Annotated in this window: 20 protein-coding genes and 3 tRNA genes; 13 read left to right on the forward strand and 10 right to left on the reverse strand. The window is 68.9% G+C overall.

All coding sequences use genetic code 11. The features are described from left to right. Nucleotides 1–164: 164 nt before the first annotated feature. The 4 genes from A6R01_RS12220 to A6R01_RS12235 all read right to left on the reverse strand — a co-directional run bounded on the left by A6R01_RS12220 (nt 165) and on the right by A6R01_RS12235 (nt 3008). A complete protein-coding gene (locus tag A6R01_RS12220) occupies nt 165–683 on the reverse strand; it encodes a bacterial proteasome activator family protein (protein ID WP_292606271.1) in 519 nt (172 codons plus the stop codon). Nucleotides 684–764: 81 nt separating this feature from the next. Further along, nucleotides 765–1742: an NAD(P)H-quinone oxidoreductase gene (locus A6R01_RS12225; RefSeq protein ID WP_292606236.1), complete on the reverse strand. Its 978-nt coding sequence runs from the start codon at nt 1740–1742 to the stop codon at nt 765–767. A 261-nt stretch (nt 1743–2003) separates the two neighbouring features. Then, nucleotides 2004–2336 (reverse strand): DUF6457 domain-containing protein, encoded by a 333-nt coding sequence (locus A6R01_RS12230; RefSeq protein WP_292606238.1) that lies wholly within the window; start codon nt 2334–2336, stop codon nt 2004–2006. Nucleotides 2337–2402: 66 nt separating this feature from the next. Continuing rightward, a complete protein-coding gene (locus A6R01_RS12235; protein WP_292606240.1) occupies nt 2403–3008 on the reverse strand; it encodes an NTP transferase domain-containing protein in 606 nt (201 codons plus the stop codon). Nucleotides 3009–3055: 47 nt separating this feature from the next. Here A6R01_RS12235 and A6R01_RS12240 point away from each other — a divergent pair, with 47 nt between their 5' ends. The 3 genes from A6R01_RS12240 (at nt 3056) to A6R01_RS12250 (ending at nt 5425) form a co-directional block, all read left to right on the forward strand. Continuing rightward, complete coding sequence (locus A6R01_RS12240; RefSeq protein ID WP_292606242.1) at nt 3056–3826, forward strand: carbon-nitrogen hydrolase family protein; 771 nt, start codon at nt 3056–3058, stop codon at nt 3824–3826. Nucleotides 3827–4059: 233 nt separating this feature from the next. After that, nucleotides 4060–5124, forward strand: coding sequence for a hypothetical protein (locus tag A6R01_RS12245; protein WP_292606244.1), 1065 nt, complete (start codon nt 4060–4062; stop codon nt 5122–5124). Between the two features lie 70 nt (nt 5125–5194). After that, complete coding sequence (locus tag A6R01_RS12250; protein WP_292606246.1) at nt 5195–5425, forward strand: biotin/lipoyl-binding carrier protein; 231 nt, start codon at nt 5195–5197, stop codon at nt 5423–5425. Between the two features lie 49 nt (nt 5426–5474). Here A6R01_RS12250 and A6R01_RS12255 read toward each other — a convergent pair. Further along, nucleotides 5475–5562, reverse strand: a tRNA-Ser gene (locus A6R01_RS12255). Nucleotides 5563–5632: 70 nt separating this feature from the next. On the opposite strand from A6R01_RS12255, the gene A6R01_RS12260 reads away from it, so the two are divergent. From A6R01_RS12260 to A6R01_RS12270, 3 genes are all read left to right on the forward strand, one after another. Continuing rightward, nucleotides 5633–6100 (forward strand): PH domain-containing protein, encoded by a 468-nt coding sequence (locus tag A6R01_RS12260; RefSeq protein ID WP_292606248.1) that lies wholly within the window; start codon nt 5633–5635, stop codon nt 6098–6100. An 81-nt stretch (nt 6101–6181) separates the two neighbouring features. Next, a tRNA-Ser gene (locus tag A6R01_RS12265) sits at nt 6182–6272 on the forward strand. A gap of 244 nt (nt 6273–6516) precedes the next feature. Then, nucleotides 6517–6648 carry a hypothetical protein gene (locus A6R01_RS12270; protein ID WP_292606250.1) on the forward strand — a complete coding sequence of 44 codons (132 nt, stop codon included), beginning with the start codon at nt 6517–6519 and terminating at the stop codon, nt 6646–6648. 20 nt (nt 6649–6668) lie between these two features. Here the strand turns inward: A6R01_RS12270 and A6R01_RS12275 are convergent, their stop codons facing one another. Further along, the gene (locus tag A6R01_RS12275) at nt 6669–7691 is read right to left on the reverse strand and encodes a LuxR family transcriptional regulator (RefSeq protein WP_292606252.1); all 1023 of its coding nucleotides are present in this window, start codon (nt 7689–7691) and stop codon (nt 6669–6671) included. A gap of 138 nt (nt 7692–7829) precedes the next feature. After that, entirely contained in the window at nt 7830–9662 is a 1833-nt protein-coding gene (locus tag A6R01_RS12280) for a phosphoenolpyruvate carboxykinase (GTP) (RefSeq protein WP_292606253.1), read from the reverse strand. A gap of 354 nt (nt 9663–10016) precedes the next feature. Here A6R01_RS12280 and A6R01_RS12285 point away from each other — a divergent pair. The 6 genes from A6R01_RS12285 (at nt 10017) to A6R01_RS12310 (ending at nt 18105) form a co-directional block, all read left to right on the forward strand. Continuing rightward, a tRNA-Arg gene (locus A6R01_RS12285) sits at nt 10017–10089 on the forward strand. A gap of 329 nt (nt 10090–10418) precedes the next feature. Beyond that, nucleotides 10419–11903, forward strand: a complete 1485-nt coding sequence (locus A6R01_RS12290; protein WP_292606255.1) for a class I SAM-dependent DNA methyltransferase — start codon at nt 10419–10421, stop codon at nt 11901–11903. Beyond that, nucleotides 11900–13066, forward strand: coding sequence for a restriction endonuclease subunit S (locus A6R01_RS12295; RefSeq protein WP_292606257.1), 1167 nt, complete (start codon nt 11900–11902; stop codon nt 13064–13066). Before A6R01_RS12290 ends, A6R01_RS12295 begins: the two co-directional genes overlap by 4 nt. 3 nt (nt 13067–13069) lie before the next feature. Then, nucleotides 13070–14155, forward strand: a complete 1086-nt coding sequence (locus tag A6R01_RS12300; protein ID WP_292606258.1) for a hypothetical protein — start codon at nt 13070–13072, stop codon at nt 14153–14155. A gap of 5 nt (nt 14156–14160) precedes the next feature. After that, nucleotides 14161–17508, forward strand: a complete 3348-nt coding sequence (locus A6R01_RS12305; protein WP_292606260.1) for a DEAD/DEAH box helicase family protein — start codon at nt 14161–14163, stop codon at nt 17506–17508. Nucleotides 17509–17868: 360 nt separating this feature from the next. Then, complete coding sequence (locus A6R01_RS12310) at nt 17869–18105, forward strand: hypothetical protein (protein ID WP_292606262.1); 237 nt, start codon at nt 17869–17871, stop codon at nt 18103–18105. Between the two features lie 126 nt (nt 18106–18231). Here A6R01_RS12310 and A6R01_RS12315 read toward each other — a convergent pair whose 3' ends face one another. Next, on the reverse strand, nt 18232–18582 hold the full coding sequence (locus A6R01_RS12315) for a hypothetical protein (RefSeq protein WP_292606264.1): 351 nt from the start codon (nt 18580–18582) through the stop codon (nt 18232–18234). A 306-nt stretch (nt 18583–18888) separates the two neighbouring features. Between A6R01_RS12315 and A6R01_RS12320 the strand changes: the two genes are divergently transcribed. Further along, nucleotides 18889–19938 (forward strand): hypothetical protein, encoded by a 1050-nt coding sequence (locus A6R01_RS12320; protein WP_292606265.1) that lies wholly within the window; start codon nt 18889–18891, stop codon nt 19936–19938. Nucleotides 19939–20201: 263 nt separating this feature from the next. Here A6R01_RS12320 and A6R01_RS12325 read toward each other — a convergent pair whose 3' ends face one another. Together A6R01_RS12325 and A6R01_RS12330 are read right to left on the reverse strand one after the other, a co-directional pair. Continuing rightward, nucleotides 20202–21695 (reverse strand): IS3 family transposase, encoded by a 1494-nt coding sequence (locus tag A6R01_RS12325; protein ID WP_292606267.1) that lies wholly within the window; start codon nt 21693–21695, stop codon nt 20202–20204. Further along, on the reverse strand, nt 21692–22099 hold the full coding sequence (locus A6R01_RS12330) for a transposase (protein ID WP_292606269.1): 408 nt from the start codon (nt 22097–22099) through the stop codon (nt 21692–21694). The genes A6R01_RS12325 and A6R01_RS12330 overlap by 4 nt, the downstream gene beginning before the upstream one ends. Nucleotides 22100–22177 lie beyond the last annotated feature (78 nt).

The raw sequence follows: 22177 nt of genomic DNA on the forward strand, positions 1-22177 counted from the left end.
GCCGGCCCGCCCCGGGTACCGACCCCTATGGCCCAAGTGGCCATCAACCAAGAAACCAACCGCGACCGACTCCACGCAGGTTGACAGGTTCCGTGGCCGGTGAAGCTCCGTCGTCCCGTGGCAGGGTCTGTCGGCCGGCCGATGAACCTTGCCGGGCGGCCGACCTAGAGGTACATCCCCCCGGAGTCCCCGGGCGTGGGGCCGGGCTCCTCACCGGGCTGACCCGGCTGCCCGGGATGACCACCGTGACCCGCGGGCAGCCCGCGGCGCATCTGCTCGAACTGCGCCCGCGCGGCCATCTGCTGGGCGTAGATCGCGGTCTGCAGCCCGTGGAAGAGCCCCTCGAGCCAGCCCACGAGCTGGGCCTGGGCGATGCGCAGCTCGCCCTCGGAGGGCGTGACGTCCTCGGTGAAGGGCAGGCTGAGCCGGTGCAGCTCCTCGATCAGCTCGGGGGCCAGGCCGGCCTCGAGCTCGGTGATCGAGGCGGCGTGGATGTCGCGCAGCCGGTTGCGGCTGGCCTCGTCGAGCGGGGCCGCCTTCACCTCCTCGAGCAGCTGGCGGATCATCCCGCCGATGCGCATCACCTTCGCCGGCTGCTCGACCAGCTCGGTGAGGTGCCGCTCGTCGTCGGAGTCGCCGGTGGTGCCCTCCGACGGCGCCTGGCCCTGGCTGACCATCGCCATGGCGGCCGCGGCGGGCATGGTGCCGATCCGGTGGGGGACTGCTGCTCGCTCATGCCTCCACCCTAGGGGGACGTACGACGCTCACGGGGTGAGCAGAATCTTGCCGGTGTGCGCGCCCGAGCCCATCAGCTCGTGGGCGGCCACCACGTCGTCGAGACCGAGGACCTCGTGGACGATCGGGCGCACCTTGCCCTCGGCGACCAGCGGCCAGACGTGCTCCACCACCCCGGCGCAGATGGCGGACTTGCCCTCGACGGGTCGCGCCCGCAGCGAGGTCGCGATGACCGCGCCGCGCTTGGTGAGCAGCTTCGCGAGGTCGAGCTCGGCCTTCGTCCCGCCCTGCATGCCGATGACGACCAGCCGGCCCTCGGTGGCGAGCGCCTCGACGTTGCGGGCGAGGTACTTCGCGCCCATGTTGTCGAGGATGACGTCGGCCCCGTGGCCGCCGGTCGCCTCGCGCAGGACCTCGACGAAGTCCTGCTCCCCGTAGTCGATGGTGACGTCGGCCCCCAGCGAGCGGCAGAACTCCAGCTTTTCCGCCGTGCCGCCGGTCGTCGCCACCCGCGCCCCGAGGGCGTGGGCGAGCTGGATCGCGAACGTGCCGATGCCGCCCGCGCCGCCGTGGACGAGGAACGTCTCGTCGGGACGCAGGCCGGCGACCATGAAGACGTTGGACCACACGGTCGCCGCGACCTCCGGCAGCGCGGCGGCGGTGACCAGGTCGACCCCGTCGGGCACGGGCATGACCTGCCCCGCGGGCACGGCCACGCGCTCGGCGTACCCGCCCCCGGCCAGCAGGCAGCAGACCTCGTCGCCCACCGACCACTGCGTCACGCCCTCGCCGACCTCGGCGACGGTGCCGGAGCACTCCATGCCGAAGATGTCGGAGGCGCCGGGCGGCGGCGGGTAGAAGCCCATCCGCTGCAGCAGGTCGGCGCGGTTCAGCCCCGCGGCGGTGACCTCCACGACGACCTCGCCGGCCCCGGCCTGCGGGTCGGGCATCTCGGCGACGGACAGGACCTCGGGACCACCGGTCCCCTGGGCGACGACGGCACGCATGGTGTCGACGCTACCGGGGCCGTGATGTCGCCCGGGCAGGCCCGGGGGAGCGGTGAGTCCTCAACCCGTCTGGGCCCGGAGTGGGTTGCTGACACACCGCCGTACGCCGTGCCGTGGGGGCGGTGACCTGTCAACCGAATCGGCCGGGCAGCCGGTTGATCTCGCACCGCTGATCAGCGGACCGGGGCCGGGCGGTGAACTGTCAACCGATCGAGGCCACAGGACGGTTGATGACGCACCGCCCCCGCCGTCCCGCAGGGCTCACGCGTCCTCGAGCTCCCGGGCGTCGCCGGAGTGGTCGACCGCGCTGTCGTCGGGGACCTCGACGTCCTCGTCCTCGGCGGCGGTGGCGCCGGCGGGGCGGTCCCAGGCCTCGGCGAGGGCACGGGCGCGGCCGGCGAGCTCCTCGAGCTCCTCGGGCCCGGCGCCCTGGCGGCCCGCGGCCAGCCCGAGAAGGAAGGTCGAGATGGGGGCGGCCGGGCGTACGACGTTGTGCGCGGCGACCCGCGCGAGGTCGAGCACCAGTGCCTCGTCGACCTCGGCGTCGAGGTCCAGCGCGTCGCAGAGCTCGTCGATCCAGTCGGGGAGGTTCACGGGGCCCACTATCCGCGTCGACACGCGCGGCGACAACCCCGCCCCGGAGGGGTCACCCGCCAGCACTCAGGACAGGTCGCGCAGGTCCTCCCACGTGTCGACGTCGCGGTGCTCGTCGCCGACCGTCGGCACCTCGGCCAGGTCCAGCGGGGCCAGCAGCGCGCGCAGCGCCATGCCGTGCTGCCCCTCCCGGTCGGGTCGTACGCCGCTGAGCCGGTCGGTCCGCAGCACCAGCGCCAGCGGGTGCCGGCCGTCGGGGTCCACGAGCCGGGCGCCGTCGGCGTCGCCGATGCCCGCCCGGAGCCGGTCGAAGGTCGTCGCGGTGACCAGGGGCATGTCCACGGCCAGGACGGCCAGCAGCGGGGGCGGGCGCAGCAGCGAGTCGAGCCCGGTCAGCAGGCCGGCGACCGGGCCGCCGTGGCGCGGGTCCTCCAGCACGAACGTCACCGGGCGGTCGGTCGGCACCTCCTCGCCCACGACGACGACCTCGCGGGCGTCGATGACCGCCTCGAGCGCGCGGGCCAGCAGGGTGCGGCCGTGCAGCTCGACCGAGGCCTTGTCGATGCCGCCCATGCGCACCGCGGTGCCGCCGGCGAGGACGACCGCGGCGAAGGCGCCCAGGGACTCGCCGGGGATCTCGCCGGGCGGAGGAGAGGGGGGTGCGTCGGCCACGTCCTCACTCTCACAGAGTCCTGGCCCGAGGTGGCAGGCTGGAGGGCATGAGTGACGTCACGCTGCGGATCGCGCTGGTCCAGGAGGCAGGCGACCTCGACCCCGACGTCAACCGGTCGCGGCTGGCCGACCTGGTGCCCGACGACGCGGACCTGGTGGTGCTGCCGGAGGCCTTCGCCCGCGACTTCGGGTCGCCGGGCGACGACGTGAGCGCGTTCGCCGAGGAGGTCGGCGGGCCCTTCGACACCGAGCTGACGCGGGTCGCCGAGCAGCACGGGACCACGGTCGTGGCCGGGTCCTTCGAGCGCAGCGACGACCCGGGTCGCCCGTTCAACACGCTGCTGGTGCGCGGGCGGTCGAGGGCGTCGTACCGCAAGATCCACCTCTACGACTCCTTCGGCTACCGCGAGTCCGACCGGCTCAGTCCCGGCCCGCTCGAGCCGGTGACCGTCGACGTCGGCGGGGTCACCGTGGGCCTGATGACCTGCTACGACCTGCGCTTCCCCGAGATGGCGCGCGCCCTGGTCGACGCGGGCGCCGAGCTGCTGGTCGTCCCGGCGGCGTGGGTCGCGGGGGACCGCAAGGTCGACCACTGGCGGACCCTGCTGCGCGCTCGGGCGATCGAGAACACCGTCCACGTGGCCGCGGCCGCCCAGCCGGCGCCGCGCTACAGCGGGCACTCGATGGTCGTCGACCCGCTCGGCGACGTGCTCGCCGAGGCCGGCGACGGGCCCGAGGTCGTGCGAGCCGTGGTGAGCTGCGAGCGGCTGCTCGAGGCCCGCCGGACCAACCCCTCGCTGACGAACCGACGGCTGTAGGCTCGAGCGCCGTGTCCCGAGCCGCCCCCCGACGCCGCGCGGAGAAGCCGCGCCGCGCCCGTCGCACGCGGCCAGGACGCACCCCTGAGCGCACCCCGGAGCGGGAGTCAGCCGCCGTCGCGGCACCCGCCCCGAGCCGCCCGACGACCCAGGCGACCCCGGCGCCCTCCGGCTCGCCCGCACCGGCGCCGGCCCGCCCGGTGACCCCGCCGGTCACCATTACCTCAGAGGGCGTGACGCCGACCGCGGCCGCGGAGACGGACGGATCCACCGGCCCGACCCAGGACGGCAGCCGGCTCGACCGCTGGCGCGCCCGCGCGGTGGCGCTGGGCGAGTCCCGCGTGCCGCACGTGTCCTGGTGGCTGCTGCTCCTGGCCGGTGTCGGCCTCCTCGTCGCCGGCGTCGTCCCCGTTGGCCCCGCGTGGCTCGGCGGTGCGGGCTCGGTCGCGGTGGCGACCTCCTACGTCTGGGCGCTGGCGGCCCGCACCGGCGGCCGACCGGGCGTCTTCGGCGCCCTGACCGCCCTGGTCGGGGTCGTGGTCCTGCTGGTCGACGACGACCGCGCCAGCACGGGCGCCGCGGTGATGACGTGCGCCCTTTCTGCGGTGCTCGCGGTGATGATGACCGTGCCCGCCAAGCGGTTCCGCGAGGCGGCGCGCGAGTGCGCCGTGGCCGTCGCGATCGCCTCGGTCGGCGCGTTCGCCACCGTCGGCTTCGAGCCGGCGCTGACCGTCGTGCGCTTCCAGTACGCCACCCTCGGGCTCGCGCTCGCCGGCGCGTTCCTGCTCGTCTACCGCCTCGGCGCCGGTCTGCACGGCCTCGGGCGCCGCGGTCTCATCGCCACCGTCGGCGGCGGCGTCGTGCTGCTGGTCTTCGTCGGGTACGCCGAGCTGCTGCGGGAGTATGGCCCCGGCGACGTCGTCACCACGCTGCTCGACGGCGTGCGCTGGTCCCGGGAGAACCTCGGCGCCTTCCCGCGCCCCCTCGAGACCGTCCTCGGCGTCCCGGCGCTCGCCTGGGGCTGCCACATGCGCGCCCGCCGCCGCCAGGGCTGGTGGGTGTGCGCGTTCGGCGCCGCCGGCACCGTCTCGATCGCCAACGCGCTGGTCGACCCGTCGGTGGCGCTGCTCGAGAGCGGCCTCTCCGTGGGCTACGGCCTGCTGATCGGCCTGGTGATCGGGTACGTCGTGATCCGGGTCGACCTGGCCCTGGCCGGCTCCCGTGGGCGTCGCGCCCGCCGCGACGAGCAGGCCAGCGCCGTACGACCCGAGCCGCGGCGCACCGCCGCGCTCCTCTGATCAAGCCGCCGGCGCGACCTGCGGATCCGCTCGACTCGGGGTACGCACCGGTAACGACTACGGTCGATCCGTGCCCCGCGAACAGGTGATCGAGGTGGTGGCCGAGATGGTCGCCAACGTCATGAGCGTCTCCGTCGCCCCCGGCGACCAGGTGGCCGTGGGAGACACGGTCGCGCTGCTGGAGTCGATGAAGATGGAGATCCCCGTCATCGCCGAGCGCGCCGGCACGGTCACCGCGGTCAAGGTCGCCACGGGCGACGTGGTGCAGGAGGGCGACGTGCTGATCGCCCTCACCGTCTGACCCCCACGCCCGATCCGCACCGGACCCGGCCCGCACCCGGCGGGGCTCCTGGCAGAGGGGGCGGGATTCGAACCCGCGGTAGCTCTCGCTACGACCGCTTTCAAGGCGGTTCCGATCGGCCACTCCGGCACCCCTCCATCGCCTCCGGCCGCAGCCGAGGGCTGGGTGCGATCGTAGGCGACGGGGGCGGGTTGAGAGGATGGGGGCATGTCCGGCCTCCCCACCCCGCACGTCTACCGCCTCGCCCCGTCGATGGCGGCGCGGCTGATGGGGCCCGCGCTGGTGCTGCTCGCGCTGCTGGTGCTGGGCCTGACCGCGCTGGTCGCCGCGACCGGTCTCCCGCCGGACCTGCTGGTCGTCGGGATCGCCCTCGGGCTGGCCGCCGTGCTGACCCTGGGCTGGTGGCTGCGCACCCGCGCGTGGGTGCTGCGCGTCGACGAGGAGGGGTACGCCGTCCGCCTGGTCCGTGGCGCCGGCACGCGGGCCGCCCGCTGGACCGACGTCGAGCAGGCCTCGACCGCGAGCCCGAACGGCATCCCCTGCTTCGTGCTGCACCTCAAGGACGGCACCCGCACCACGCTGCCGGTCCAGACGCTGGCCGTGGACCGCGAGGACTTCGTCCGCGAGATGCAGCGCCGCCTCGCCGCCGGGCAGAAGCTCAAGCCGCTCTCCTGAGCGCCCGGCCTGCTCCGTGGCCGCGGGGTGAGGGCGATTCGGCGCCCGCGCACCGCTCCTTGTAGCCTGTCGGGGCTGCATGGAGGCGTCGCCTAGTCAGGTCTATGGCGCCCGCCTGCTAAGCGGGTTTGGGGCTACAACCCCATCGAGGGTTCAAATCCCTCCGCCTCCGCCGGCCTCGGCCCCCGTCCCTCGGACGGGGGCCGAGACGTATGCCCCCGGCATCCCCTCCGCGTCCCTCCGCGCGGGTCCGCGCCATCGACGCAGGCCCGGGCCCCGTGACGGCGTCCGTCTGCAGGTTCCTGCATTGCAGATTTGTGAGGCAGCGCGACGGTGTTTGCCGGGCCCGGTGGCGACACACAATGAGCCACGGGGCCATTCCGTGGGCCCGCACACGATGAGGGGAACTCTCACTGATGAAGATCATGCGCAAGGCCGCGGTCGTGCTGGCCACCGCCATCATGTCCGTCGGCGTCCTCGGAGCCGCTGCTCCCGCCCAGGCTGACACCAGCTGGGGCTGCGGCGGCTTCTGCCGCCCGGCACCCTGAGCCAGCACCCACAGACTGACTCAGTCTCCGGTGGTGGGTTCCTCACCGGGGCGCTCGTTCCCGGTGAGGCCCATCCGCCCCATCGTGTACCCCAGCTGGAAGCGCGTCTCCGCCTCGTACTCCTCCTTGAGGTCGGCCACGTAGCCGGCGTACGTGCGAGGGCTGACGCCCAGGCGCTTGGCTGACACCGGGTCGGCGTGCCCCTCGATGAGCATGCGGATCGTCATCGCCCGCTGCTCGAGCGCGATGTCCTTGAGCATCGAGCTCTCGCGGTTCGCGAACGGTCGTCCGCGCTCCCATGCGCGCTCGAAGACGTCGACGAGGTAGGCGATGATCGACGGCTCGCGCACCGCGACCGCGACGCGCAGGTCCTCGGCTCCCGGGATCAGCGCGACCCGACGGTCGACGATGATCATCCGGTTGAAGAACTCATCGAGCGTGCGCACCTCCGCGCCCCGGGCGGTGACCTCGGCGACGTACTTGTGCGTGACCGAGGAGCGTCGCGCTGAGTGCTGGTAGAGCGTGCGGATCTTGACCCCGCGCTCGAGGGCCGCGACGTCGCGCAGCGCGGCGGCGGCGAGCGTCTGGGCGTCGCGGCCGGTCTGCGGCTGGGCGGTGAGGATCTCGGTCTCGACCTCGGCGACGACGCCGGCGAGGAACTTCCCGATCGCCTCGTCGCGTAGGTAGGTGAACGGGCCGCGGGCGTCCGAGCGCGGTGCACGGCGCCAGGTGGCGGTCACGCTGCCGAAGGCGCGCGCCCAGTCACCGGACTCCTGCAGCAGCCGCACGCTCTCGCTGGTCAGCGGTGAGACGACCCGCGACTGGGCGGTGGCGGGGTCCTCGGGCAGCCAGGTGCCGGCGTCGGGGTCGAGCAGCAGCAGGCCGAGCTCGACGAGCAGGTCGAAGGCCGCGCGGTCCGGGCCGCCCTCGGCGATCCGCTCGTCGTCGACGGCGATCCCGTCCTCGGCGAGCACCCGCTCGAACAGCTCCACCCCGGCCGACTCCAGCAGCGCGCGCTGCTCGGGACCGTACGTCGCCACCACGCCCTCCGATCCTCCGTCGTGCCCCGAGTGGGGCCGATCGTTGCACATTCCTGCAATCCGTCGCACCGCCCTCCCGAGCCGGTACGACGCAGCGAGCCCGCCCCGGCGTACCGGGACGGGCTCGCTGCGGGATGTCTCTCAGAGACCCAGGCGTGCCTTCAGGCCGTCGAGCTCGGTCCAGAGCACGGCCGGCAGGTCGTCGCCGAACTTCTCGAACCACTCCTGGATCTGCGGGATCTCGGCCTTCCACTCCTCCACGTCGACGTGGAGCGCGGCGGCGAGCGCCTCGTCGGTCATGTCGAGGCCCTCGACGTCCATCGAGCCCGGGGCGGGCACGTGGCCGATGGGGGTCTCGACCGCGGCGGCCTGGCCGTCGAGGCGCTCGACGACCCACTTCAGGACGCGGCTGTTCTCGCCGAAGCCGGGCCACAGGAAGCCGCCGTCCTCGTCGCGACGGAACCAGTTGACGTAGAAGATCTTCGGCAGCTTGGACTCGTCGTTGTCCTTGCCGATGTTGATCCAGTGGCCGAAGTAGTCGCCGGCGTTGTAGCCGATGAAGGGCAGCATGGCCATCGGGTCGCGGCGCACGACGCCGGTGGCGCCGATCGCGGCGGCGGTGGTCTCCGAGGAGAGCGTGGCGCCGAGGAACGTGCCGTGGGTCCAGTCGCGGGCCTCGAAGAGCAGCGGGACGGTCGTCTTGCGGCGGCCACCGAAGAGGATCGCGTCGATCGGCACGCCACGCGGGTCGTCGAACTCCGGCGCGAGGATGTCGCACTGCTTGATCGGGGTGCAGTAGCGGCTGTTGGGGTGGCTGGAGAGCTCCTCGGTCTGCTCACCGATCTGGGGGGTCCAGGGCTCGCCCTTCCAGGAGGTGGCCTTGGCCGGCGGGTTCTCCAGGCCCTCCCACCACACGTCGCCGTCCTCGGTCAGGGCCACGTTGGTGAAGACCGAGTTGCCCTTGTTGATGGTGGCCATCGCGTGCGGGTTGGTGTGCTCGTTGGTGCCGGGGGCGACGCCGAAGAACCCGTACTCGGGGTTGACCGCCCACAGGCGGCCGTCCTCACCGATGCGCATCCAGGCGATGTCGTCGCCGATGGACTCGACCTTCCAGCCGGGGATGGTCGGCTTGAGCATCGCCAGGTTGGTCTTGCCGCACGCCGACGGGAACGCGGCGGCGACGTACTTCACGACGCCCTGCGGGCTGGTGAGCTTGAGGATGAGCATGTGCTCGGCGAGCCAGCCCTCGTCACGGGCCATGACCGAGGCGATGCGCAGGGCGTAGCACTTCTTGCCGAGCAGGGCGTTGCCGCCGTAGCCGGACCCGAAGGACCAGATGGCCCGCTCCTCGGGGAACTGCACGATGTACTTGGTGTCGTTGCACGGCCAGGCGACGTCGGCCTCGCCGTCGGCGAGCGGGTGGCCGACGGAGTGGATGGCCTGGACGAAGTCGGCGTCGGTCTCGGTCATCTTGTCGAGGACCGCGGAGCCCATGCGGGCCATGACGCGCATGGAGACGGTGACGTAGGCGGAGTCGGTGAGCTCGATGCCGAACATCGGGCGCTCGGCCTCGAGGTGGCCCATGACGAAGGGGATGACGAACATCGTCCGGCCTCGCATGCAGCCCTCGTAGAGGCCCCGCATGATCCCCTTCATCTGCTCGGGGTCCATCCAGTTGTTGGTGGGCCCGCAGTCCTTCTCGTCGACCGAGCAGATGTAGGTGCGGTCCTCGACGCGCGCGACGTCGATCGGGTCGCTGGCGGCGTAGAAGGAGTTCGGCTTCTTGGCCGGGTCGAGGCGGGTGAACGTGCCGGTGCCCTCGAGGGCCTCGGTCAGCATCGTCCACTCCTCGTCGGAGCCGGTGCACCAGTGGATGGCGTCGGGCTGGGTGAGCTCGGCGACCTCGCGGACGAAGGCGAGGATGCCCTCGTGCGTCGTGGGGGCAGTGCTGAGGTCGATGGACGTGAGGGTCATGGGGCCTCTTCGGGTCTCGCCGGCATGCTTGCCTGAGAAGGTGGACGACGTGGGGAGTAGGCGTCGTTGCCAGCCACGCACACGGTGCGGCGACCCTAATCCGGACATCGGTGTCCGCATATTGGATCGAGCCAAGGGTCGTGGGGCAGGTCACAGCGCCGTACGCCGCAGTGCCGGTGGGCGGTGGGCTCGGCGGTCGAGCGGGCCCTCTCCGGTGGTCGAGCAGCGAGGGGCGCCAGCGACGAGCGGGCGTCGAGGCCACCCAGCCCAGCGAGCCCCGAGACCCGCCGATTCGGCTCCTCGTCAGGGGTTCGCTAGTATCGACCAGTCGTCGCGGCCACCCCGGGACGATGGGCGCCTGTAGCTCAACGGATAGAGCATCTGACTACGGATCAGAAGGTTTGGGGTTCGAATCCCTACAGGCGCGCAGACCGATGAGACCGCAGATCAGGCCCCTGACCTGCGGTTTTGTCGTTTCTGAGGTCGCTCCGAACAGTCATTGAAGCGACAACTACTGTGCCCAAAACGGCCTCCGGGCACTCTCCGGGCACAGTTGCCCCCGGAGAAGGGGCTTCGGACGCCCTCGAGCAGGCCGAATCGTGCCCCCTCGAGGTCCCCCCCGCGGCGATCCTGTGGCGAGATTTCGCACCACTGTCGGAGGCCTGCGCCATCCTGCAAGGCTGCCCGGAAGGACCGGTCGGCAGGAGGTCGCCCATGTCCACGTCCACCGGCTCAGCGGTCACTAAGGTAAATCCCGTGATCACGGGTGAGCTGAAGAGCAAGATCGACCGCGTCTGGGACTCGTTCTGGTCTGGCGGCATCAGCAACCCGCTCGAGGTGATCGAGCAGATCACCTACCTACTCTTCATCCGACGCCTCGACGACATCCAGACCCTGGCCGAGAAGAAGGCCCGGGTCACCGGCGCCGCCGTCGAGAACCCGGTGTTCCTGCCCGGCCAGGTCCACCTGCGGTGGAGCCAGTTCAAGAACACCTCGCCCGAGGTCATGCACAAGACCATCGCCGACGAGGTCTTTCCGTTCCTGCGCGGCTTGGGCGACGGCTCCACCTACAGCGAGCACATGAAAGACGCCCGGTTCACCATCCCGACCCCGGCGCTGCTGTCCAAGGTCGTCGACATGCTCGACGACATCCCGATGGCCGACCGCGACACCAACGGTGACCTGTACGAGTACCTGCTCTCCAAGATCGCCTCAGCCGGCGTCAACGGCCAGTTCCGCACCCCGCGCCACATCATCGACCTGATGGTGAAGATGACCGCACCCAAGCCGGGCGACGAGATCTGCGACCCCGCCTGCGGCACTGGCGGCTTCCTCGTCGCCGCCAGCGAGTACGTCCGCGAGACCCACGCCGAGGCGCTGCTCGACCAGGCGCAGCGCAAGCATTTCCATGCCTCGATGTTCCACGGCTACGACTTCGACTCCACCATGCTCCGCATCGGCAGCATGAACATGCTGCTCCACGGCATCGAGTCCCCCGACATCCGCTACCGCGACTCCCTCTCCGAAGGCGCCGCGGGGGACGCCGACAAGTACACCCTGATCCTGGCCAACCCGCCCTTCGCGGGCTCGCTCGACTACGAGTCCACCGCCAAGGACCTCCAGCGGATCGTCAAGACCAAGAAGACCGAGCTCCTCTTCCTCGCCCTCTTCCTCAAGCTACTGAAGCCCGGCGGACGCGCTGCCGTGATCGTCCCGGACGGAGTGCTGTTCGGGTCCAGCACCGCCCACAAGGCACTGCGCAAGATGCTGGTCGAGGACCAGAAGCTCGACGCCGTCGTGAAGCTGCCGTCCGGTGTCTTCAAGCCGTACGCCGGTGTCTCCACCGCGATCTTGTTCTTTACCAAGACCAACTCCGGCGGCACCGACGCCGTCTGGTTCTACGACGTCCGTGCTGATGGCTTTTCGCTCGACGACAAGCGCAGCCTCGTCGAGGCCAACGACCTCCCGGACCTGCTCAGCCGGTGGCAGAGCCGACACACGTCGGTTGAGCCTGTGGAGACCACGTGGCTGGAGAAGGAACGTGCTCGCACCGAGCAATCGTTCCTGGTGCCCAAGGCCGACATCGTCGCCCAGGGCTACGATCTCTCCCTGAATCGCTATAAGGAGATCGTCCACGACGAGATCGAGCACCGCGAACCGCTGGAGATCATCGCCGACATCGAGACCCTGGAACACGAGATCGCCCAGGGGCTGGTCGAGCTGAAGGCGATGCTTTCGTGAAGGCCGTGCCGATCGGTGAACTCACCGAACCCGTGAAGACCTGGAACCCGAGCCGCGAGCCTGACAGCGAGTTCGAATACATCGACCTCAGCGCGGTCGACAACTCCAGCAAGCGCGTTACCGGAGCCACCCCCACGGTCGGGTCCGCGGCACCCAGTAGGGCCCGCCAACTCGTTGCTGCTGGTGACGTCCTCGTCTCGACGGTGCGGCCCAACCTCAACGCGGTCGCTGTCGTTCCTCCCGGTCTCGACGGCGCAACGGCGTCTACGGGATTTACCGTGCTCCGCGCAGGCCACGACCTAGATGGCCGTTATCTGTTCCACTGGGTTCAATCGCCAGCGTTCATCGGTGACATGGTCCGCAAGGCAACGGGCGCAAGCTATCCCGCTGTCTCGGATCGGATAATCAGGGGCTCGCAGATTCCTACGCCGCCCCTCCCCGAGCAGCGGCGCATCGCCGCGATCCTCGACCACGCCGACGCCCTCCGCGCCAAGCGCCGCCAAGTCCTCGCCCACTTCGACTCCCTCGCCCAGTCGATCTTCCGCGAAATGTTCGGCGACCCTGACGAGTCGATGGAGAGCGTTGACTTCGGCTCGGTCGCCAATCTGGCGGGAGGCCGCAACCTTGTTGCAGCTGACTCCGCTTCACAAACTCCCTACCGTGTGCTGAAGATCAGCGCAGTGACCACCGGACAGTTCAAGCCGCACGAGTCGAAGCCTCTGCCTTCCGACTACACGCCTCCGACCGATCACCTCGTGCGCGCTGGCGACCTGCTGATGAGCCGCGCCAACACGACTGAGCTCGTCGGCGCTGTGGCCTACGTGTCGACAACGCCTCCAAACCTGGCCCTGCCCGACAAGGTCTGGCGCTTCCAATGGAAGGGCGATGCGGAGCCCATCTTCTACCAAGCGCTATTCAGCACGCCCGCCATTCGGCGGAGGATCAGCCGTCTCTCCAGCGGGACAGGTGGATCCATGAAGAACGTATCCAAGGCGAAGTTGGAGACCATGCCACTGCCTCGAGTGGCGGTTGAACGTCAACGTGACTTTGTGTCTCGCGCACAGCGCGTTGCCGAGCAGCGCGGTCTGCTCGGCAGCGCCACCGTCGCCGAGAACAAGCTCTTCGCCTCCCTCCAGTCCCGCGCCTTCCGAGGGGAGCTGTGACCCTTGCCCGTTGAGATGAGGATGTGGCGGATCGACGGCGATGAGCCCAAGCCGTTGACGACGTCGGTGCTGCCTGCTGAGAAGGACCTGCACGAGTTCCTGAAGCGGGACCCTTCACTACTAGGCGAACGCCTCTTAGTGATCGGCAGTGAGGTGATCACGCCCTACGGCCCGCGCCTCGACTTGCTGGCGATCGATGGCGAGGGCAATCTCAACCTGCTGGAGCTCAAGCGCGACAAGACGCCCCGCGAGGTCGTCGCGCAGGTACTCGACTACGGCTCGTGGGCCTCGACTCTGTCGCGCGACGACATCATCGACATTGCCACCAAGCACCTCGACCAGCCGTTCGAAGCCGCCTTCGAGGACGTCTTCGCTAGCGCACCTCCGGATGAGCTGAACGGCGAGCTTCGCCTCACGATCGTGGCCGCCGAACTAGACGCCAGTTCGGAGCGCATCGTCAACTACCTGCGTGACTTCGGGGTCCCTGTGAACGCGGTCTTCTTCTCCTACTTGGAGGACGATGGACGGCGCTACCTCGCTCGGTCATGGCTGGCTTCGGCGGAGCAGAGCGCACCGACGGCTACGTCGACCGCCGCAAAGAAGGGCAAGCGCGCATCATGGAACGGCCTCGACTGGTACGTCTCCTACGGCGGCAATCGCAATTGGGAGGATGCGCGCCGGTTCAACTTCATCGCGGCAGGCGGCGGGAAGTTCTACTCCCAGACGATGAGGTCCTTACCCGAGGGCGCACGGGTCTGGGTGAATCTTCCCGGCACGGGATTCGTGGGCGTGGGGAGAACCCTTGCCCCCGCGCGACGGTGGGCCGAGGTCAAAGTCGACATCGGTGATGGCTGGACCAGGCTGGCCGAACTGGACCTCGCTGATCCGCCTCACGCGCACTACAACGATGCTGACGACGACTTGGCGGAGTGGGTCGTGCCGGTGGAGTGGCTTGACGCACGACCTCAGAGCGAGGCTTTCTGGGAGAAGGGGATGTTTGCTAGCCAGCACAGTGCCTGCAAGCTCCGCCAGGAGTTCACTCTCGAGCGCCTGGCCGACCACTTCGACATCGATGAGGACGAGAAGTAGTCGCGATGGGGAACTTCGACTTCGTCCGCCAGACGCTGCCGTCACTGCATGACGACTGCGCCCGGGCCGAGTCGTACCTATCGTCCGACCCCCGATCGGCGTGCTTCTACAGCCGCCGCGTCGTCGAGGAACTCGTCGGCTACCTCTACGACGTCCTCTCTCTGCCGCTCCCGTACCGCGACGACCTCGCTGCCAAGATCGGTGACGCTGCGTTCAAAGCCAAGGTGCCCCAGGGCATCACGCAGAAGCTGACCGCGATCAGACGCATTGCCAACACCGCGGTGCACGAGAACCGGCAGATTCGCCAGGACGTGTCGCTCGCGGTGCTGCGCGAACTCTTCAATGTCGTCGTCTGGACGTCCTACCACCACTCTCCGGCGCCGACGGTGGTGCCGCTGCAGGCACAGTTCGACCCGGCACTCGCGGCCAAGGCGGCGCCTCTGTCCCGCGAGGACGTCACCCGCCTTGCAGCCAAGTTCAAGGAGCAGGACGAGGCCCACGCCCGCGCGTTGGCCGAGAAGGACGAGCTCGTCGCAGCACGCGATGCGGAGATCGCCGAGCTTCAGGCGAAGATCGCCGCAGCCCAGGCGGAGGCCGCGCCCGACACCCGTGATTACGACGAGGCCGCCGCCCGCGACCTCTTCATCGACGTACTCCTCCACGAAGCCGGATGGGCGCTCGATGAGGAGCGGGACCGCGAGTACCCGGTCACCGGCATGCCCAACGCCGAGGGCAACGGCTTCGTCGACTACGTCCTGTGGGGCGCCGACGGTCTCCCGTTGGCGGTGGTCGAGGCCAAGCGAACATCGAAGTCGCCGGAAGTCGGCCAACAGCAGGCCAAGCTCTACGCGGACTGTCTGGAGAAGCAGTTCGGCCGCCGACCGGTCATCTTCTACACCAACGGCTACGAGCACCGGATCTGGGACGACGCCGGCGGCTACCCGCCCCGAGAGACTCAGGGCTTCTACACCCGGGACGAGCTCGAGCTACTGATCCAGCGCCGCCAGACCAAGCTCCCGCTGACTTTGGCGCAGGCGAACACCGACATCGCCGGCCGCCCCTACCAGGTGCGCGCCGTCAAGGCTGTCGGTGATGCGTTCGATCGCAAGCAGCGTGAGGCGCTGCTGGTGATGGCCACCGGATCGGGCAAGACCCGCACCACCATCGCCCTGGTCGACCTGCTGCAGAGGGCGAACTGGGTCAAGCGGGTGCTGTTCCTCGCCGACCGCACCGCCTTGGTCAACCAGGCCGCCAACGCGTTCAAGCAGCACCTGCCCGGTTCGACCACGGTCAACCTCGTCACTGAGAAGGCCATCGAGGGACGCGTCTACGTCTCGACGTACCCCACGATGATGAATCTGATCAACGAGATCGACGACGGCCACCGCCGCTTCGGGCCCGGCTACTTCGACCTCACCGTCATCGACGAGGCCCACCGCTCGGTCTACGCCAAGTACGGCGCGATCTTCGACTACTTCGACTCACTCCTCGTCGGCCTCACCGCGACACCCAAGGACGAGGTCGACCACAACACCTACCGGCTCTTCCACCTCGAGGACGGCGTCCCCACCGACAACTACTCCCTCGACGAAGCAGTCGAGGCCGGCTACCTGGTCCCACCCAAGGGCATCAGCGTCGGAACCCAGTTCCTCCGCTCGGGCATCAAGTACGACGACCTCACCGAGGACGAGAAGGACCAGTGGGACACCCTCGACTGGGGCGAGGACGGCCCGCCGGACGAGGTCGGCGCCGAGGAGATCAATCGGTTCTTGTTCAACGAGGACACCGTCGACAAGGTCCTCGAGACGCTGATGGTGCAGGGCTACAAGGTCGCCGGCGGTGACCGACTCGGAAAGACGATCATCTTCGCCAAGTCCCAGAAGCACGCCGAGTTCATCGCCAAGCGGTTCGACCTCGCCTACCCCGAGCTCGCCGGCCACTTCGCCCGCGTCATCACCCACGGATCCCCGTACGCCCAATCGCTGATCGACGACTTCTCCATCCACGACAAAGCGCCGCACATCGCGATCAGCGTCGACATGCTCGACACCGGCATCGACGTACCCGAGGTCGTCAACCTCGTCTTCTTCAAGATGGTCCGCTCGAAGTCGAAGTTCTGGCAGATGATCGGCCGCGGCACCCGTCTGTGCCCCGACCTGTTCGGCCCCGGCGAGGACAAGCAGGACTTCCTGGTCTTCGACTTCTGCGGCAACCTCGAGTACTTCAGCCAGGACCTCCCCGGCTCCCAGGGCCAGACCCAGAAGTCACTGTCCCAACGCCTCTTCGAAGCCCGGCTTGGACTCGTCACCGGACTCGGTGACCAGGAGCCCGATCTGCGATCAAGCACTGTCGCGACGCTGCACGAAGTGGTTGCGGGGATGAACCTCGACAACTTCGTCGTCCGCCCGCACCGCCGCGCCGTCGAGAAGTACGCCGACGTCGACGCCTGGATCCGCATCGCACCCGAGGACTCCGAAGCGTTGCTCACTCTGGCCGGGCTGCCGTCCTCGGTCCGTGACGACGACGAGGACGCCAAGCGCTTCGACCTGCTCGTCTTGCGCCGCCAGCTCGCCCAACTCGACGGTGACGCCGTGCTCGCCGAACGGCTGCGGGAGTCGATCCAGCACATCGCAGCCGCGCTGCTCGGCAAGACCACCATCCCGTCCGTGGCCGAGCAGGCCGTCCTGCTCGAATCAGTGGCCGGCGACGAGTGGTGGATCGACGTCACCCTCCCCATGCTCGAACTCGCGCGTCTCCGCATCCGCGGGCTCGCCCGCTTCTTAGAGAAGACCCCACGCAACCCCGTCTATACCGACTTCGAGGACACGCTCGGCGAGGGCGTTGAGGTCGTCCTCCCCCGGGTCACGCCCGGGACGAACTTCGAACGCTTCCGCGCCAAGGCCGAGGCCTACCTCCGCGAACACCTCGACAACCTCGCCCTCCAGCGCCTGCGCCGCAACAAGCAGATCACCGCCGCTGACCTGACGGAGCTGGAGCAGATGCTCATCGCCTCCGGAGGTCAGGACACCGACATCACCTGGGCCACCGGACAGGGCGGACTCGGTGTCTTCGTCCGGCACCTCGTCGGACTCGATCGGGCAGCAGCGACCGAGGCGTTCGAGAACTACCTCGACGGCTCCAGGTTCACTGCCGACCAGATCCGCTTCATCAACCTGATCGTCGACGAACTGACCAAGAACGGCGTCATGGAGCCGGGCCGCCTCTTCGAATCCCCCTACACCGACCACGCCCCCACCGGCCCCGACTACGTCTTCCCCGACACAGACGTCGACGCGATCGTCGAGACCCTGCAGCACATCAAGCGGACCGCCCTCCCCGAGGGCGCCGCGTGACAAGACCTCCCGAGGACCAGGGACCCACATGAGCGACTACTGCCACCTCTGCGACGCGGACCCATGCTACTGCGGTCAGCACGGAAAGGTCGCCAGCGCGCCGGCATCCTCGGGTGCCGCACGTAGCGGGCCGCGCGGCATCGATCCCGCGATGCGAGAGTTCGTCCTGCAGAGATACGAAGCGGGTGTCCTGGAGAACTGGGTCGGCTGGCTGCGACTGCTCGAGCAGCAGTTCGGGCCGGACAAGGGCGCCGTCCGAAACGCCTGGAACGGGTCAGCAACCAACTGCAGCGCGACTGGCTGCTCATCGACGTACCCGAGGGTGACGAGACGCTCCGGAGCCCGTCGCACTACCCGGACGTGAGGCACCTGTCCGTCGAGGCCTGTAGCCGCGAGATCGAGGCGCTGATCGAACGCGGCGGTTGGACAGTCGGAGAGAAGGGCCTGCGTCTGCACGAGGTCTGGCGCCGCATCCCCGACGTCGTCTACATCAGCGTGTACGACGCCCTCCACACTATGAAGGACCGCGGGCACCTCGTCACCACCGTGGCTCCGAGCGGCAAGCCCAGCCAATTCTGGTACGTCCGAGCGGACTGACCGCACCCCCTCGGCTCGGTGGTGGCCAAGCCAATCTCCGTGGGCGCGGACGCGACCCCAGGCGTGGCCTCGATCTGCGAAGGGCAGGCAGCGCCGGACGCCCGATGCGGCCGGCGCTGCTAGCCGTCACTGCGGATCGGTGAGGCGAATGACCAAGTCGATCATCTCAGTCGTCTCGCGCTGGATCTCGCGGGACAACTCCGGCGTGCAGTAGTCGACCTCGCAGGAGTCAGGGTCGATGTGCTCGTCGATGAACTGCTGAGCGGCCTGCTCGGCGGCCTCCCGGTCGTCCGCGAAGTCGGTGGCCAAGTACTCGCCAGACTCCGCTGTCGAGACCCGCCAGGCGACCTTGCCGCTGCCGACCTCCACCGCCGCGCCCTGGACGATGACGGTGTGGCCGCACCGCGGGTAGGACTGGAAGTACTCCACCCAAGTAGCCGCCGACTCCATGGCCTCGTAGGCCTCGTGGTTGAACACTGCTCTCTCCTGCGTGATCGGTTGACGTGCGTTCTGGAGTGGCTGTGCCGCAGCGTCGGCGACAGCGGCACTTCGCTCGCTCTGCGATCGAGCAAAGGCCTGAACTAGGCTCTGACCTGCGCAAACGCAGTCCATCGCCGGTCTAGACGTTCCGGAAGCGGCTGAGTGGACCGACCCGATATGCCGGTCCGGCCAACCCGCTGACGGCGCCAGTCTGAGCCCGCCAGCGACGGCTTGTCTCGACTGGCGAGGGCATCGACCACGCGTTCTCGGCACCAGAGCCCGAGACTGCTGTGCATCCGCATCGTGCGAACCGACGTGTGCTCGACCGGGCGCCTTTACTCTTCAAGGATGCCCGGGTCTCGCCTGCTCTCCACCGCTCTCGTCGCGTTGCTTCCCTCGATCCTCTTGGCCGCACCGACAGCGGACGCTGCTAACCGCGCCGGAACCGACCAGACCTATGCTGAGAGACGAGCACCCAGCGGCGCGATCATCACCCGGATCGTCCCTAGTAGCCTCAACGATCCCGATGGAGCCGACAGCGGCGAGGAACCGGACACCGGTTGGCAGTTCTGGCCCAACCCGTACGACGACATCACTCCCAATCAGATGCGCGTCGACTTTCAAGCGACCGCCGACGGTACGTACCAGGTCTATGTCGTCCGTGGCCGATGGATCTACGCCGAGAGCGACCCAGTTACTCTCACCGCCGGCGACACGTCCTCGTGGACCTGGGAAGGCGTTGAGTTCACCGGCATCGTGTCCGACCGCGGCCTCTACAAGTTCCAGGTCGTGAAGCCCGGCACCCGCGGCCGGTACGAGCCCGCCTCACCGACCAGCGACCCGTTCGAGCTCCGCAACAGCGTGGGCCAGATCTTCCGCGGCGACAGTGTCAAGGACCGCAGCGGCAGCCTCAACATCAAGAAGTTCCACCTCGTCAACGCCCCGGACGCCACCTCGGTCGAGATGGGTTTCGCGAAACCGACCGTCAAGAGCGAGCTCTACTCGATCGGTGTCGGCATCGACGTTAGCGGCTCCAAACGCGGCTACTTGTTCACCGCCGTCAAGGACGGCGGCTCCTGGAAGACCCGGCTCGCGTACGTCCTCCTTGCGTCCGACTCGAAGCGGTACGAACGGATCAAGTGCCCGAAGGCGTCCATCGAGACGAGAGCGGACACCGCGACAGCGACTGTGCCCCGCAGCTGCATGCCGTACGGCGGCCCGAAAGCCCGCATTTACTTCTCCGTGAGCTCACGTGACTACAAGTCGTACGACTATGGACCCGACCGCAACGCGACGGGACCCACCAACTACTGGACCGACTGGGTCAGGTGGACGGTCGAGCCGCCCAACTAAGGGCCTACCGATGGCTGCCGCTATGTCAGTCTCTGATGACCTGCGCGTCGAGCCTGCGCTCTAGCAGACCCTGCCTGACCCGTCGGCAGCACGCTAGGCGGCGATAAGACGCGCCGACGGGGGATCTCGTCAGTGACGCTGCACCCGTGAAGGGTCGCAGGGGCCCGACAGCAGGCCACCGGGGCGGACCTCCTGTGGTACCTGCAGGCGACGCCTGCCAACAAGAGACCTCCGGATGCCCCTCGTGTGCCTGAAAAAGTCGACTACAACACCTTGACGGAGTACTTGCTCCTGCCTGCGGTCGCACGTCGTGTGATGCGCCCGGCGGAGTACAAGATGTTGAGAAGGGGTCTGCTGCAGGGGTCGGTGACATCTGATCTGTGGTGCAAACTACCCGAGGAGCGCCCCTTGGCGGCTCGGCCGCTACGGCAGGGGGACGCGAAGGAAGCTTGGGCGATAACTGAGCGGGTCTGCCAAGACCTTCCCGAAGTCGGTGCTGTTGCTGCTGTAGGAGACCACCACGGAGCCGCGACGTGGCAATAGGTCCGGGTGCGCCAGCGGCATGTAACGCAAGGTTCCGGTGGCACCGTCCGATAGCAGCTCTCCGACCGGCGGCCTAGCAGTGAACGGACCCTGAGGTGCCGGCGCCGTCCAGAAAACCAAGTCGGTACCCAGAACCTCATCACGCTTGCTGAAAGCAAACCAGCGCCCTGACCGGAAGAACACCGACAGCGTCTGCGACGGTCCCCCGTCCGGAAGATGTCAAGCAGTCTGAGACACGTCTCGTTACGCGGTCTGTATGAGGGCCTCCGGTGAGGGCTGGTTGATCCAGGCGGCCTTGGGCAGCTTCGGGGGTGAGCAGCGTGCGCGGCGTCGAGGGTGGCCTGACGCTGGACGCGGATCTCGGCGGCGGTGCCGTGGTGGACCGACGCAGGGGTGTGCAGCCCGATCCCGGAATGGCGGTGCTCGTGGTTGTAGTAGGTGAAGAAGGCCTCACAGAACGCCCTCGCGTCGGCCAGCGACCCAAACGCGTCGGGGAAGACAGGCGCGTACTTCAGCGTCTTGAACGCCGACTCGCTGAACGGGTTGTCGTTCGACACTCTCGGTCGGGAATGAGACCGGTCGACACCCAGGTCGAGCAGCAACTGCGCGACGGGTTTGGAGGTCATCGAGGTGCCCCGGTCGGCATGGACCGCCTCAGGGATCCCGTGGTCGCCCATCGCCTCCTCGAGCATGGTCTTGGCGATCTCGGAGTCCTCAGCGTTCTGGACGGTCCAGGCCACGACGTAGCGGGAGAAGATGTCGAGCACGACGTAGAGCTGGAACCAGACCCCGCGGCCGGGACCGCGGAGCTTGGTGATGTCCCACGACCAGATCTGCCCGGGCCCGGTGGCGAGCAGCTCGGGCTTCTTCTTCGCCGGATGGACGGCTTGCCGGCGACGTTCACCGGCCGCGCCGCAGGCACGCAGCAGCCGGTGCATCGTGGACATCGAGCACCAGTAGGTGCCCTCGTCCAGCAGGGTGGCCCACGTCTGCGCCACCGACTTGTCGCAGAACCGCTCGCTGGTCAACGCCGCGAGCACCTGCTCCTGTTCGGCGACAGTGAGCGCGTTCGGTGGCGTGGGCCGCTTCGGTGCCGGGCCATGCACCCTGGGCCGCTGGGCGCGATAGTGGCTACCCCGCGCACGTCCCAACAGGTCGCACGCCTGCTTCACGCTCGTGTGGACGGCGAGCTCGTCGACGGCAGGGTTGATCACCGCTGCGGCGGCTTCGGCGTGCCCGTGCTCTCGGAGAGCGTCTCCAAGAGCGCGTGTGCTTTTCCCACCAGGTCCAACGCGGCCTGCGTCCGGGCCAGCTCGGCCTCGGCCTTCTCCGCACGCGCCCGCAGTTGCTCGATCTCCCGGTCCCGCCGGTCACGTGACTTGGGTCCAAGCGCGGAGCTTGCGCCCGCCCGGGCGGCCTTGCGCCAGTCGACCATATGGGAGGAGTACAGGCCCTCCCGGCGCAAGATCGCGCCCCGCTCGCCGTGGTCGGCGGCGTCGTACTCGGCCAGGATCCTCGCCTTGTACTCCGCGGTGAACGTGCGTCGCTTCGGACGGTCAGCTCTCGGGGTCACCACCCCATCATCGAACGCCGTCGTATCGGCCAACGTCATGGTCATCAGGTGTCTCGCTTCTCCGCCCCGTGCAGAGGGAAGGAACTCAGAAGTGGTGTCTCACCTCAGCCTGACGCATAGGGG

Origin of the sequence: Nocardioides sp. REDSEA-S30_B4, from assembly GCF_001627265.1 — a bacterium.
GTDB lineage: Bacteria > Actinomycetota > Actinomycetes > Propionibacteriales > Nocardioidaceae > Nocardioides.

Excerpts from the sequence above, each read along its gene's own strand:
- A6R01_RS12280 (WP_292606253.1), bottom strand. The coding sequence starts at position 9,662 with ATGACCCTCACGTCCATCGACCTCAGCACTGCCCCCACGACGCACGAG.
- A6R01_RS12270 (WP_292606250.1), top strand. The coding sequence starts at position 6,517 with ATGAAGATCATGCGCAAGGCCGCGGTCGTGCTGGCCACCGCCATCATG.
- A6R01_RS12260 (WP_292606248.1), top strand. The coding sequence starts at position 5,633 with ATGTCCGGCCTCCCCACCCCGCACGTCTACCGCCTCGCCCCGTCGATG.
- A6R01_RS12240 (WP_292606242.1), top strand. The coding sequence starts at position 3,056 with ATGAGTGACGTCACGCTGCGGATCGCGCTGGTCCAGGAGGCAGGCGAC.
- A6R01_RS12220 (WP_292606271.1), bottom strand. The coding sequence starts at position 683 with ATGGCGATGGTCAGCCAGGGCCAGGCGCCGTCGGAGGGCACCACCGGC.
- A6R01_RS12225 (WP_292606236.1), bottom strand. The coding sequence starts at position 1,742 with ATGCGTGCCGTCGTCGCCCAGGGGACCGGTGGTCCCGAGGTCCTGTCC.
- A6R01_RS12305 (WP_292606260.1), top strand. The coding sequence starts at position 14,161 with ATGGGGAACTTCGACTTCGTCCGCCAGACGCTGCCGTCACTGCATGAC.
- A6R01_RS12330 (WP_292606269.1), bottom strand. The coding sequence starts at position 22,099 with ATGACCATGACGTTGGCCGATACGACGGCGTTCGATGATGGGGTGGTG.